We start from the raw sequence: 11,746 nt of genomic DNA, 5'->3' as shown, positions 1-11,746 counted from the left end.
CCGTCCGCAGCAGGGTCGTGGCACTGGACGGCATGGCCAGGTGCGCGAGCAACCGGGCGGCGGGCTGCCCACCGAGTGCGAGACCGGTCCGGGCCTGCGCCTCGGCCAGCCGGCGGGTGCGCTGGGCATGGCGGGCGAGCAGCGTCGGGAAGCGCTCGGCGAAGGTTTTGCGAGGGCAGGCCGGGTTGCGGCAGTAGAAGCGCCGAACCTCCAGATGTAGCCGGACGGCCTTGCCGCTGGCTGGCAGATCGGCAGGCCGGCGCCGATACCGGCTATGGACCGAGGTGCTGACCGCCCGGCAGGTCGGGCAGCGGGCGTGGTCGCGTCTCGCTTCGGCGACGAGGGTGATCGCGGTGGGACCGCCCCGCACGATACGGACGAGGCGGCAGCCGGGCACAGGGAAGAACTGGGTCATGCCCCGATCTGCGAGGCCGAACCCACCACGCCAAGACCTCCCTGTCTCGCTCCTCGATCCACCAAACTCGGCGATGAACCACTCCGATGGGGGCGGATCAACAGTGCCATCACCCGCTCGCCGGTCTCACCCACCCGCACGATGGGAACTCATTGACCGAGGAAGAGACTGGGCATCGCGGGTCGGTTGCCGATGGGATCGCCCGAGGCACCGGAGGCGGACCGGGGTTTCCCTGAAGGGGGCACGGGGCTGCGGCGGATGCGCATCGGCGGTTCCATTCTGTCGCAGTCACGATCCTGTCCCTGCCACGTTGGCCCGAGCTTTCAATGGAGAGACGGACAATGACCTCTGATCCCCGCACCGCCGGCCCCCGCCCACCGTTTCCCGGAGATCAGCAGCAGGAGCGCCCAGGTCTGACGTCGAAGATGACGCCTGCGCCGGATCACGGCGAGGAGAGCTATGTCGGCAAGGGGCTGCTCGCGGGGAAGGTGGCGCTGATCACGGGTGGGGACAGTGGGATCGGCCGGGCCGTGGCCATCGCCTACGCCCGCGAAGGGGCCGACGTCGCGATCTCCTACCTGCCGGTCGAGCAATCCGACGCCGAGGCGACGGCGCAATGGGTCGAGAAGGCGGGACGCCGCGCCCTGTTGCTGCCGGGTGACCTGCGCGACGCGGCGCATTGCCGCGATCTCGTCGCCCAGACCGTCTCGGCGCTGGGCGGTCTCGACATCTTGGTCAACAACGCCGCCGCCCAGACGGTCAATGAAGGGCTCGACGACGTCACGACCGAGGATCTCGAGGGTTCGTTCCGGGCCAACGTGTTCGCGATGTACTATCTCTGTCAGGCGGCGGTGCCGCACATGAAGCCGGGCTCGGCCATCGTCAATTCGACGAGTCAGCAGGCCAAGATCGCCGACAAGACGATGCTGATCTACGCCGCCACGAAGGGAGCCATCGCGAGTCTGACCATCGCTTTGTCGAACCTGCTGGCGCCGAAGGGCATCCGGGTGAATTGCGTCGCGCCGGGCCCGATCTGGACGCCGATCCAGCCGATCGTGAAGGAGGCGGAGCAGATCGCGACGCTCGGCGAGGACACGCCCCTCGGTCGCGCCGGGCAACCGGCGGAACTGGCACCGGCCTATGTTCTCCTCGCCTCGCGCGAGGGCAGCTACATGTCCGGTGCCCTCGTGCCGGTTACCGGAGGGACGCCGATGTATTAGGTTCGGGAGGACGGGGCCGGCGGCGGGGCCTCGCTTCCGGCGGGGCCCCGCTTCCGCCCCTCGCCCCTGACGCCGTGAAACCACGGCGGTCCTCTGCGTCCGCCGGCCCCGGCGCCGCTTATCCTCCGGCTGCCTTACCGCAGCGGCAGGCATGCGTCTCCGTTGGAGAACAGCACGAGGTCGCCTTGCCGTGGATTGTTGAGGGTGAAGGGAGCATCGGAGCGGCGGGGCAGGAAACCGTTGCCGAGTTCCCGGTCGAAGAACCGGTCCCCGACTTCGAAGAAACAACGATCCTGCACGGCCTCGTAGGAGAAGGAGCGTTGCAGGATCGGCGCGCCCGCCCCGGGGCAGAACGCCGCCACGTCGACCTGCCCCGGTTCGACCATCCGGATCGATCCGGTGGATCGCGGCCTTACGGTGATCGATGATCCATCGGTCTGCGTGACCATCAGGGTGTAGGGCGACCGATTGTACACGTGCCGTCCGCATCCCGCTTCGGCGGCGCCGGCCAGGAACGTGCTTCCCAGGAACGCGGTGAGCGCCAGAAACGGAAGCCGTCGCATCGCAGTGTTCATGAACTCTCTCCCGGGGCCGCCCCAGCGGGAGGATTAGGGCATGGGCGCCCCCGGCGCCAGCGCGGCCGGAGCGCGCCCTGCCCCGAATCTGGCCACGGGCATCGTCGGCAGCCGGCCGGAGCGGCTCCGATCCGCGCGACGGTGGACGACGTCGCCGCCACCGCCCGAAGCCCGTCGAGAAGGGCGGGGCTCTCCCCCTGTCCGCCATTCGAACCGCGACGATCCGCCCGGTCACGCTTCGGGCAATACGGTCCCCGCTTCAATCGAGCGGAAACCGTCTCACGTCCAGTAGAGGAGCCTGGCGTCGGGCAGGTGTCGGTGAAGCAGATCCTGCAACGACGCGCGCAGGTCGCGCATCGTCTCGCCGGGATAGACGAACTTCGTTGCGCCGAACTTCGTGAGCTTTCGGGTGCGGGCCGCCTCGTCGAGGTCGAGGTCGCTGCCCGGATACCAATCCCGCAGCACGGTCTTCGACCCGGGCGTGAACCGATGGGTGATGAGTTCCACCGTCAGGTCGAGATCGGGACTGTCGGCGAGGGCCGTGGCGGCCCGGGCGAACAGATCCTCGTAGCCGGCCGCCCAGCCAGGAAACGGCTGGATCGGCGCCACCGTGAGCCCGACCCGGTAGCCGTCGCGGGCCAAGCGTCCGAGGGCGTCGAGGCGTGCCTGGAGTGGGCTGGTTCCGCCCTCGTAGCGGATCAGGCCTTGCGCGTTGACCGACATCCGCACCCGCACCCGTCGGCCGTGCGGCAGGCCGATCAAGGAGGAGACGTCGCCGAATTTCGAGGTGAAGCGCAGTTGCACCGGCGCGTCCCAGCGCCCGAAGAACCGCACGGCCTCCGCCAGACTGCCGGTGACGTGTTCGATGCCCAAGGGATCGGCGTAGCACGAGCCCTCGAAGGTGGTGCCCTCGTGCGCCCGCTCGGCGGAGGCCGAGGTGACGCCGCCCTTGCCCAGATGCGCGGGCAGGACGGCGAGGATCTCGTTCACGTTCGCGTAGGCCCGCGTGATCGGCGGCCCCGCGAGGGAGCCGGCGAGATAACAGTATTGGCAATGGGCGTGGCAGCCCTCGGCGAGGTCGAAGCGCCAGTCGGCGGAGGGAGGAATCGGCTGCGGCCGGCGCTTGCTCGGCGGCGAGACCACCACCGCGAGGGTCGCCTTGGCCTCGCGGTAGGCGGCGCGAGGGTCGGGGGGCTTCGGCAGCATCAAGCGGTCGCCAGGGAGTTCGACGATCTCGGCGCCCAGCGCCGCCGCGCGCTCGGCCATGGCCCGCCCATGCGCGAAGCCCCGCGCCGCGCGCGTGATGAGGACGCGCCGGGGGCGCCAGAGCCGGGACGGATCGGCGGACGGGGATGCGGGCATGGGGCACGGCGCCTGTCGGAGGACATCGGCGACCCCCGGGACGCGGCGAAGCATTCGCGGGAGCCGGTGGCCTGTCATCGTGGGGGAATCGTTCCGACAACGTAGGCGCACGGGGCTGGATGACGATGGGGTGCGGGGTCGCGGCCGATCCGGCCGCGAACTCTCCCCACGCCATGGCGATGACGCTCCGTCACCGGTCCATCGCCACCATGTGGGGCCACGACGGGGGATCGGCCGAAGGACGGCCTTGACCGCGGCGGCGCGATCTCGAAGAACGGAACAAAGATCGAACGACCCGCCGCGCCAAGGCTGCGAGGCCAGGATGCCCGACGACACCACGACCGATCCGGCGACGCCCGATTCGACAACGCCCGTGCGCAAGATCATCCATATCGACATGGATGCATTCTACGCCTCCGTCGAGCAGCGGGACGATCCCGGTCTGCGCGGGCGTCCCCTCGCCGTCGGCGGCTCGCGCGAGCGCGGTGTCGTCGCGGCGGCGAGCTACGAGGCGCGGGTGTTCGGCGTGCGCTCGGCCATGCCGTCGGTGACGGCCCGGCGGCTCTGTCCCGATCTCGTCTTCGTCAAGCCGCGCTTCGAGGTCTACAAGGCGGTCTCGGCCGAGATCCAGGCGGTGTTCGCCCGGCATACCCCCATCATCGAGCCGCTCTCCCTCGACGAGGCCTATCTCGACGTCACGGAGAACCTTCAGGGGTTCGCCACCGCCACGGAAGTCGCCCGCGCCATCCGGGCCGAGATCCTGGCCCGTACCGGCCTCGTCGCCTCGGCGGGGGTGTCGTACAACAAGTTCCTGGCCAAGGTCGCCTCCGACTACCGCAAGCCCGACGCGCTGTTCGTCATCACCCCGGCCATGGGGCCGGCCTTCGTCGAGGCCCTGCCCATCGGGCGCTTCCATGGCGTCGGCCCGGTGACGGAGGCCAAGATGAAGCGCCTCGGCATCCTGACGGGCGGCGACCTGCGGGCCCGCTCCCTCGCCGAATTGCAGGCCGCCTTCGGGAGTTCGGCCGGTTATTACTATGCCGTGTCCCGGGGGATCGACGAGCGTCCCGTCCGGGCGCACCGCATCCGCAAGTCGGTGGGGGCGGAGAACACGTTCTCCGACGACACGACGGAGTTCGCCGTCCTGGTCGAGCGGCTTCAGCCCATCCTCGACAAGGTCTGGGCGGCGTGCGCCAGCAAGGGCGTCGGCGGCCGCACCGTGACCCTGAAGGTGAAGTTCTCGGATTTCGAGCAGATTACTCGGGCGCGCTCCCTCCCCGCCCCCGTCGCCAGCCGCGACGCCCTCGCGCAGATCAGCCTCGGCCTCCTGCGCGACGTGTTTCCCCTGCGGCGCAGCGTGCGGCTCATCGGGGTGTCCCTCTCGAGCCTGCACCACGGGGCGGACGCGGCGCCGCGCCAGCTCGGCCTCGCGGTCTAACCGGCGGGCGCAGGCTCACGGGGCAGGATAGGCCGTGCCGTCCTCGGCCGTGGCGGGTGCGCCGACATACCGGCCGTGCTTGGGCACCGCGACCTCTTCGAAATCCCGCGCGAGGGCGTGAAGGGCATCGCGCAGGCCGGCCCCTTCGAGGGGGCGGCCATGGCCGGTGATCGCCCGCTCGGGCTCGAGGGCCGCGAGGGCCTTCACGGAGGCGTGGGCCGCCGGCCAATCGACGGTGAAGTTCATCGGTGGGCCGTGCAGTTCCGCCTCCCGCCACAGGGCGACCTGCCCCACGGAATGGCCGGGCGCGTGGATCCAGCGCCATCCCGGCATGGGCGGCACCGTGCCGTCCTCCGGCAGGATGTTCAGGCCCGCATTCACGGACGTCCGAAGGATGCCTGTCCGTATCCGGCCGCCAGCGAGGCTCGCGCCGCCTGGATGGAGGGCTATGACGGGATGCCCCGGGACGAGGCGCCGGCTTCGACGGTGGCGTGAGCGAAGCCTACGCACCGACCTCCGCCAGGATGGCGGGAACCTCGCCCGGAATCTCGCGGGCGAGGTAGCCGATCCCGCCGTGGCGGCGGCCGAGGCGGCGTCCCGCCTCGCCATGGGCGTGGACGCTCCAGAGCGCCGCCGTCTCGGGGGCGGCCCCGCGGGCGAGGAGGCCGACCATGAGGCCCGCGAGGGTATCGCCGGACCCCGAGATCGCGAGGCCGATATGCCCGGCCTCGTAGCACCAGGCGCGTCCGTCGGGGGTGACGACATGGGTCCGCCCGCCCTTCATGACCGTCACCGTGCCGAACCGCTCGGAGGCCTGGCACGCCGCCGCCAGGGGATCGGCCTCGACGGTCTCGCGATCGGTGTCGAGGAGCCGGGCCATCTCGCCGGCATGCGGGGTGATGAGGGCCGGTTTGACGCGCGTGCGGGTCAGGCCGGGATCGGCCCGCAGGGCCACCAGGGCGCCGGCATCGAGGACGAGCCCACCGCCTTCGGAGCCCCGGATGAGGGCCGCGACGACGGCCTGCGTCTCCGCATCCTCCATCATGCCGGGGCCGGCCAGGACCGCATCGACGCAGCCGGCCCGCTCCCTGAGGGATTCGGCGCTCCTGCCGTCGATGTTGCCGTCCTCGGTCTGCGGCAGGCCGATGACGAGGGCTTCGGGCACGGCGATCCCGAGGGGGATTGCCACCTCCCGACAGACGGCGATCTGCAGCTTGCCCGCCCCCGCCCGCAGGGCCGCGTTGGCGGCGAGCAGGACGGCGCCCGGCAGGCCGATGCACCCCGCCACGACCAGAACCCGCCCGCGCCCGTCCTTGCTGTCGCCGCCCGGTGCGGGGAGCGGCATCGCGCGGAGCAGGTGCTCGGTGACCGGCGTGGCAGTGGTCATGGGATGTCCCTCTCGCGGCCGGGATCGTGGGAGAGCGGCTGCGCGGCGTCGTTGGGGTCGGGTTCGGAGGTAACGGTGGTGCCCTGCGCCTCAAGGGGTGCGACGAAGTTGTAGCGCACGAGGGCGAGGCCGCTCGCCGGCGCGGCGTCGGCCGAGAAGGCGTATTCGGTTACCCCGCAATTGGCGACGTCGCCTTCGGCGTCGATGCCGAGGATCTGGGCCTCATCCATGTCTTCGAGGAGGTAGCGCAGGCACAGGACCACCACCTGATGCGCGACCACGAGGACGCGCTGGCCGTCATGGTGCAGCGAGATGGTATCGAGGGCGCTGCGCAGGCGAAGGATCACATCGCACCAGCTCTCGCCGCCGGGGGGGCGGTGGTAGAACTTGCCGAGATCGCTGCGCAGGACCGCCTGCTCGGGGTGGAACTCCTCGATGCCGGCCCGCGTCAGGCGGTCGAGGATGCCGAACTCCTTCTCGCGCAGCCGCTCGTCGAGACGCAGCGGCTGCGCGTCGGGGGCGAGACCGCCCGCAGCGCGGATCGCCTGCGCGGTCTCGACCGCACGGCGATAGGGCGAGGCGAGGAGCAGGTTCGGCCGCTCGTCCTCGGGCATGGCCGCGAACCAGTGCCCCAGGGCCTCTGCCTGCCGATGACCGAGGGCGCTCAGGGGCACGTCGACATCGCGCTCCGGAATGTCGATCCGAGCCGCGCCCGCTGTCTGCGCCGCCTCCCGTGCGACATTGCCGGCACTCTCGCCATGGCGAACGATCCAGAGGCGGAGCGGATGTCTGTGGGGCACGGGGATCTCCGGATGCGCGAGCGATACGACGGGGCGCAACGCCCCGCATACCGTCACGTTCCGGCCCCCTGCCGGGGGGGAACCATCCGAACCGGGGAACCGTGTCTCCGGCCCTTCGGCGGCGAGACGGCGCCGCCCCGTTCGACATCGCGCGGAAGACGTTTTCGGCTTGTCCGGGCGGGTGGCCGATTGGTGGATCGTTTTTGGGGTATCAAAGAAAGATTTCGCAACGGGATGTGGCAGTGAGAGTTGTTGAGACGACGGCGAGGCCATGAGAGTGGCGCGGCGAAACAACTTGACAATACCAGAGATCATCACGAGGAAATCAATCTATGATAACCGATCCGCGAGAGATATACGTGACGGCGCTCAAGAATACGCATGCCCTCGAATTGCAGGCGCTGCAGATCATGGAACGGCAGGTCGAGCGCCTGGAAAACTACCCGGAGATGGAGGCGGCCCTGCGCGCGCACATCGCCGAAACCCATGGCCAACGCGACCGGCTGGAAGAGGCCCTCGCGTCCTTGGGCGATGCCCCCTCGACCCTGAAGGAGGGTTTCCTCGGCTTCGTCGGCAACATGATGGCCCTGGCCCACGTCCCGGCCCAGGACGAGATCCTGAAGAACGCGTTCGCGAACCAAGCCTTCGAGAACTTCGAGATCGCCGCCTACAAGTCGCTCCTCACCATCGGTGAGGCCGCAGGCCAGACCGCGCATGCGACGGCGTTCACCCAATCCCTGCGCGAAGAAGAGACCATGGCCAAGGCCGTTGCCGATCTCGTCGTGCCGACGACGCAGCGTTACTTGGCGCGGACGCTCGGCGGGGGCACCGCCAGCCACTGAACCGGATCGGCGCCGACGGTCGGCGGCGGTTCTCGTTTCGGGAAACGCCGCCGCGCGATCCTTTACCGCGACGCTAACGCCTCCCCGTTAGACCTCTCTGCGAGCCACGTTGCGTACCGGCTCGTGTTGCGTGACACGACTGCCCTGCCGGACCGTTCGATCGGGCGGTGGGGCAGTCGGGATCGCCGGACACTACCGAGCGCGCCCCGCCAGCCGATCGATGGCGTCCACGACTGCATCCTGATGAAAATGGTGCAGCATGTGGCCTGCGCCCGGCACCCAGTCGAAGCTGGCTTGCGGGATCGCCCGCGCGGCGACGGCCCCATGCAGGGCGTTGTTGACCACGATGTCGGCCGTCCCGCCAAGGATACCCACCGGCACCCGGCATGTCCCGTAGGACAGGGCGGCGCGGCTCAGGGCCGTCCACACACTCAACGCATCCTCGCCCTCGGCGATCATCCGCTCCGGACCACTGGCGAGGGCGAAGGGAAATTCCTTCGCCACCGTCTCCGGCATGATCTGCGGCAGGAAGATCGCCCGCCATAGCAAGGGAAGCAGGGCCGGGTCGGTGGTTTCGGCCAGGAAAGAGCCGACCGCCTCGCCAAGGCCGGGGGTAAAGCGCGGGCCGAACAGGATCTGTTCCACCCGGATTTCGGGAAAGCACAGGGGCGCGAGGGCGAGGAGCCCCGCCGTGTGCTCGGGAAACAGCAGGCCGTGGCACAGGGCGACGGTGCCGCCGAAGGAATGCCCGACCAGGATGGGGCGCTCGACCCCGAGGGCCTGCAGGGCCTCGTGGATGAGCGTCGCCTGACGCCAGGGCGAAGCATCGACGAGGCGCCGCCGCGTGCTCAGGCCATGCCCCGGGCGATCCACCACGATGATCCGATAATGCGGGGCTAGGCTGTGGCCGAGGGCAATCCACATGTCTTCCAGCGCGAGCAACGTACCGTGGATGAGCACGAGGGGCGGCCCGTCGCCGACGTCCGCATAGGCCAGACGACGGCCCTCCCCCAGGTCGACGGTGCGACGGGGCACGGCCGAATCGGCGGACAGATCGAGGGCCGGCTGCCGTGAGGTGATCAGGCCCATCTCAGGACCGCCGCCCCCTCGGGCGCGGCGCCAGCAGGGCCGTCGCGGCGAGCCCCAATCCGACGGCGCCGGTCACGAGGGCGAGGGGATGCAGGCTGGCGCGGGTATAGGCGCTGGACCGCATGACGTAGCCCGGCTGATCGCCCTTGGTGTGGCCGGTATCATCCCGTTCCGGTCCGTGGAGGCTTCCCGCCGAGCGGCGCGGCCGGCCGGGTCGCTTCTGCAGGGCGACGATGGCTGGCGCCAGGAGATCGAACGCCCCGGGGGCGAATTCCTTGCCCGCCGCGAACGCCTTACCGGCGCCGCCGACGAAGACGTCCCGCTGCGGATGGACCGCGCAGTGCAGGATCGCGTGGGCGACCTCTTCCGGCGGGTAGACCGGCGGCGGCAGCATGGGCTCCCGGTCCATGTAGTTGCGGGCGCGGCGCGGCAGGGGCGTGTCGATGGAGGTCGGCTTGATCAGGCTGACGGAAACGGGGGCGCCTTCGTGGCGCAGCTCCATCCGCAGGGCGTCGGTGAAGCCCTTCACCGCGTGTTTCGTCGCCGAGTACATGCCCTGGAACGGGAAGGCGAGGTCGGAAGCGACGCTGCCGACGTTGACGAGGGCGCCGCCGCGCCGGGACAGATGCTCGACGGCGACGAGGGAGCCGAAGATCGTGCCCCAGAGGTTCGTCTGCACCAGCCGGGCGTGATCCGCGTCGGAGACGGCCCGCAGGGGGCCGTAGATGGTCACGCCGGCGACGTTGACCCAGGTGTCGAAGCCCCCGAACGCCGCGATGGCCTTCTCGGCGATGGCCTCGACTTCGGCCCGGACGCCGACATCGGCCGTGACGGCGATGGCCCGGCCGCTGCTGCCCTCGATCTCCGCCACGATGGCGTCGAGGGCGCCGCCGCTGCGGGCCGCGAGCACCACCCGCGCCCCGGCCTTCGCGGCCATGCGGGCGGTGGCGAGGCCGATTCCCGAGGACGCTCCCGTGATGACGAGGGTCTGCTCGCGCAGGGGTTTGTGCTTCATGGGTTGGTGCTCCGGGCCGGCATGGGATGGAATCGCGTCGCGGGACTCCTCAGGCGGAGCCGTGGCGGGACGTGCCTTTCGGATCGGGCCGACCGCACGCCGTCAGAGCGCGGCGGTCGCCGGATCGATCCGGTAGTGGATCGGCTTGAAGCGGCCGTTGTTCGATTGCAGCGCCGAGCAGGCCGTCAGGCCGATGACGAGATCCTGCTGCGCCTCGAAGGTGATGTGGTCGCCGGCCCGGCTCAGGGGCGGCGCCACCGTGATCGCCCCCGTGGCGGCGTCGATGGGTACGTTCATGAAGCAGTTGAACGCGACCGGGATCTGGTCGGGGCCGATGCCGTAGGGTTTGAGGGCCGCCGCGAGATTGCCGAAACAGCCGCGATGCGGATCGGTGTCGCCGTAGATGATGCGGAAGGTGTCCTTCGAGCACGGGGTCAGCAGGAAGTCGTGCCGCCCGACGGTGTCCGCCACGATGGTGAGAAGGACGTTGGAGCGGTTCGAGTACAGGGGATCGCCCGTCGTGAGGTAGATCCGGCTCGCGTAGTCGAGGGTCCGTCCCGAGGAGAGGACTTCGCCGATGTCGTGTCGGTTGTAGGCGAGGAGGTCGGCCACCTGCTCACCGCACGGGTCGATCACCGTCAGGCGCTGCCCCCGGTCGAGCGTGAAGGCGACCCCCGAACGCGGCGGGATTTCCCCCGTGGGATGCGCCTCACACATCGGGTGTTTCCCCCGCTTGGTTGCGCCCCTGGAACGGGCAGCGCCACGCGTCGGACACCACCCGTCCGCTGTACTGGCGGGCTTCCGATATCTCGCCGTGGCGCGCCAGCATGGGGTTTGTCGAGCCGGCGAAGGCGGTGTCCCGTTCGATGATCGAATCGCGCAGCTTCTCGTAGCGGTTGGCCGCGCGCAGGGCCTCGAACTGGGCGTGGAGGTTGAAGACGAGAACCGGCGCGGAGAAGCGCCGGGCGGGCCGGCTCGCGCGCGGGTGCAGCCCGACGATGAAGAACGCCTCGCCGCCGAAGCTCAACGAGAAGTGCGGGCTTTCGGGATCGTCCGCCACGCGCCGGTCCCATGGGTGGCCGAGCCAGGAATCCTTGTCGGCCAGGGACTGGGCCCGCGCCCACAGGTGACGCTCGAACTGCTCCTCACCGAGGTTCCCCGGCCCTTCGAACACCACGGCGAAGCTCTGGAACATGTCGGGCGCCCGCTTGTAGCGCGCCGCGAAGGCGAGCAGTGCGGGATAGATCCGCATGTCGTCCCAGCCTGACGTAATGTCACGCGCAACGACGATCTTCATGCGTCCTTTAGAAAGAGCTGATTTGGCGCCGACGCAGGGAAACGGTGGGTCGCGAATGAAATCGCGAAAGGCATGGGCCAGGGTATGATCGCGATCGTCTCTCGGAAGTTGCATACGCACTCGTGACTCGACGGGGCCGGATACACGAAGACTTGGCGAGCAAAAGATTTCGCGGTCCCGCACTTGGCTCAGAGCAACCGATCACGGTGACGTGAGTTCCGCCGGGGGACGAGAGGTCGCGGGTCGCCGGCACCTTACCGGTCGCACGGCGCACCATATGTGCCGAGGAGCGGGGCCGGGAGGCCG

At 69.9% G+C, this 11,746-nt stretch carries 13 protein-coding genes and 1 pseudogene; 4 read left to right on the top strand and 10 right to left on the bottom strand.

Annotated elements, in window-relative coordinates; genetic code table 11:
* Positions 1-415, bottom strand: a 415-nt coding sequence (locus BM249_RS11085) for a transposase family protein (RefSeq protein ID WP_177232391.1), incomplete at its 3' end; no start/stop codon positions are given.
* A 341-nt stretch (positions 416-756) separates the two neighbouring features.
* On the opposite strand from BM249_RS11085, the gene BM249_RS11080 reads away from it, so the two are divergent.
* Positions 757-1,635 (top strand): SDR family oxidoreductase, encoded by an 879-nt coding sequence (locus tag BM249_RS11080; RefSeq protein WP_091971873.1) that lies wholly within the window; start codon positions 757-759, stop codon positions 1,633-1,635.
* Between the two features lie 134 nt (positions 1,636-1,769).
* On the opposite strand, the gene BM249_RS11075 is transcribed toward BM249_RS11080, so the two are convergent.
* Both BM249_RS11075 and BM249_RS11070 read right to left on the bottom strand, forming a co-directional pair.
* A complete protein-coding gene (locus BM249_RS11075) occupies positions 1,770-2,210 on the bottom strand; it encodes a hypothetical protein (RefSeq protein ID WP_143103735.1) in 441 nt (146 codons plus the stop codon).
* A 279-nt stretch (positions 2,211-2,489) separates the two neighbouring features.
* Entirely contained in the window at positions 2,490-3,572 is a 1,083-nt protein-coding gene (locus BM249_RS11070; RefSeq protein WP_091971869.1) for an SPL family radical SAM protein, read from the bottom strand.
* A gap of 322 nt (positions 3,573-3,894) precedes the next feature.
* Here BM249_RS11070 and dinB point away from each other — a divergent pair, with 322 nt between their 5' ends.
* Positions 3,895-5,010, top strand: coding sequence for a DNA polymerase IV (dinB, locus tag BM249_RS11065; protein WP_091971867.1), 1,116 nt, complete (start codon positions 3,895-3,897; stop codon positions 5,008-5,010).
* Positions 5,011-5,025: 15 nt separating this feature from the next.
* On the opposite strand, the pseudogene BM249_RS11060 reads toward dinB, so the two are convergent.
* Positions 5,026-5,391 (bottom strand): annotated as a pseudogene (locus tag BM249_RS11060) (MBL fold metallo-hydrolase); the annotation flags it as partial.
* On the opposite strand from BM249_RS11060, the gene BM249_RS21965 reads away from it, so the two are divergent.
* Complete coding sequence (locus BM249_RS21965; protein ID WP_244528697.1) at positions 5,308-5,505, top strand: ribosome modulation factor; 198 nt, start codon at positions 5,308-5,310, stop codon at positions 5,503-5,505. The pseudogene BM249_RS11060 and the gene BM249_RS21965 sit on opposite strands and share 84 nt — an antisense overlap.
* A 7-nt stretch (positions 5,506-5,512) precedes the next feature.
* Here BM249_RS21965 and BM249_RS11050 read toward each other — a convergent pair whose 3' ends face one another.
* On the bottom strand, positions 5,513-6,397 hold the full coding sequence (locus tag BM249_RS11050; RefSeq protein ID WP_091971865.1) for an NAD(P)H-hydrate dehydratase: 885 nt from the start codon (positions 6,395-6,397) through the stop codon (positions 5,513-5,515).
* Positions 6,394-7,197, bottom strand: a complete 804-nt coding sequence (locus tag BM249_RS11045) for a histidine phosphatase family protein (protein WP_091971894.1) — start codon at positions 7,195-7,197, stop codon at positions 6,394-6,396. Before BM249_RS11045 ends, BM249_RS11050 begins: the two co-directional genes overlap by 4 nt.
* A gap of 332 nt (positions 7,198-7,529) precedes the next feature.
* Between BM249_RS11045 and BM249_RS11040 the strand changes: the two genes are divergently transcribed.
* Positions 7,530-8,039, top strand: a complete 510-nt coding sequence (locus BM249_RS11040; protein WP_091971863.1) for a ferritin-like domain-containing protein — start codon at positions 7,530-7,532, stop codon at positions 8,037-8,039.
* 192 nt (positions 8,040-8,231) lie between these two features.
* On the opposite strand, the gene BM249_RS11035 is transcribed toward BM249_RS11040, so the two are convergent.
* From BM249_RS11035 to gntA, 4 genes are all read right to left on the bottom strand, one after another.
* On the bottom strand, positions 8,232-9,128 hold the full coding sequence (locus tag BM249_RS11035) for an alpha/beta fold hydrolase (protein ID WP_091971861.1): 897 nt from the start codon (positions 9,126-9,128) through the stop codon (positions 8,232-8,234).
* 1 nt (position 9,129) lies between these two features.
* The gene (locus BM249_RS11030) at positions 9,130-10,143 is read right to left on the bottom strand and encodes an SDR family oxidoreductase (RefSeq protein ID WP_091971859.1); all 1,014 of its coding nucleotides are present in this window, start codon (positions 10,141-10,143) and stop codon (positions 9,130-9,132) included.
* A 102-nt stretch (positions 10,144-10,245) separates the two neighbouring features.
* Positions 10,246-10,860 (bottom strand): DUF1989 domain-containing protein, encoded by a 615-nt coding sequence (locus tag BM249_RS11025; protein ID WP_091971857.1) that lies wholly within the window; start codon positions 10,858-10,860, stop codon positions 10,246-10,248.
* Positions 10,853-11,554 carry a guanitoxin biosynthesis heme-dependent pre-guanitoxin N-hydroxylase GntA gene (gene gntA, locus BM249_RS11020; RefSeq protein ID WP_091971855.1) on the bottom strand — a complete coding sequence of 234 codons (702 nt, stop codon included), beginning with the start codon at positions 11,552-11,554 and terminating at the stop codon, positions 10,853-10,855. The genes BM249_RS11025 and gntA overlap by 8 nt, the downstream gene beginning before the upstream one ends.
* Positions 11,555-11,746 lie beyond the last annotated feature (192 nt).

Origin of the sequence: Methylobacterium gossipiicola, from assembly GCF_900113485.1 — a bacterium.
Taxonomy (GTDB): domain Bacteria; phylum Pseudomonadota; class Alphaproteobacteria; order Rhizobiales; family Beijerinckiaceae; genus Methylobacterium; species Methylobacterium gossipiicola.
Note: the sequence above shows the minus strand (reverse complement) of the source record. Positions and strands in the feature narration are given on the sequence as shown.

What these genes read in the sequence shown, in the direction of transcription:
- BM249_RS11050 (WP_091971865.1), bottom strand. Translation starts at nt 6,397, where the DNA reads ATGACCACTGCCACGCCGGTCACCGAGCACCTGCTCCGCGCGATGCCG.
- BM249_RS21965 (WP_244528697.1), top strand. Translation starts at nt 5,308, where the DNA reads ATGGCCGGGCGCGTGGATCCAGCGCCATCCCGGCATGGGCGGCACCGT.
- BM249_RS11080 (WP_091971873.1), top strand. Translation starts at nt 757, where the DNA reads ATGACCTCTGATCCCCGCACCGCCGGCCCCCGCCCACCGTTTCCCGGA.
- gntA (WP_091971855.1), bottom strand. Translation starts at nt 11,554, where the DNA reads ATGCAACTTCCGAGAGACGATCGCGATCATACCCTGGCCCATGCCTTT.
- BM249_RS11040 (WP_091971863.1), top strand. Translation starts at nt 7,530, where the DNA reads ATGATAACCGATCCGCGAGAGATATACGTGACGGCGCTCAAGAATACG.
- BM249_RS11035 (WP_091971861.1), bottom strand. Translation starts at nt 9,128, where the DNA reads ATGGGCCTGATCACCTCACGGCAGCCGGCCCTCGATCTGTCCGCCGAT.
- dinB (WP_091971867.1), top strand. Translation starts at nt 3,895, where the DNA reads ATGCCCGACGACACCACGACCGATCCGGCGACGCCCGATTCGACAACG.
- BM249_RS11025 (WP_091971857.1), bottom strand. Translation starts at nt 10,860, where the DNA reads ATGTGTGAGGCGCATCCCACGGGGGAAATCCCGCCGCGTTCGGGGGTC.
- BM249_RS11030 (WP_091971859.1), bottom strand. Translation starts at nt 10,143, where the DNA reads ATGAAGCACAAACCCCTGCGCGAGCAGACCCTCGTCATCACGGGAGCG.
- BM249_RS11075 (WP_143103735.1), bottom strand. Translation starts at nt 2,210, where the DNA reads ATGAACACTGCGATGCGACGGCTTCCGTTTCTGGCGCTCACCGCGTTC.
- BM249_RS11070 (WP_091971869.1), bottom strand. Translation starts at nt 3,572, where the DNA reads ATGCCCGCATCCCCGTCCGCCGATCCGTCCCGGCTCTGGCGCCCCCGG.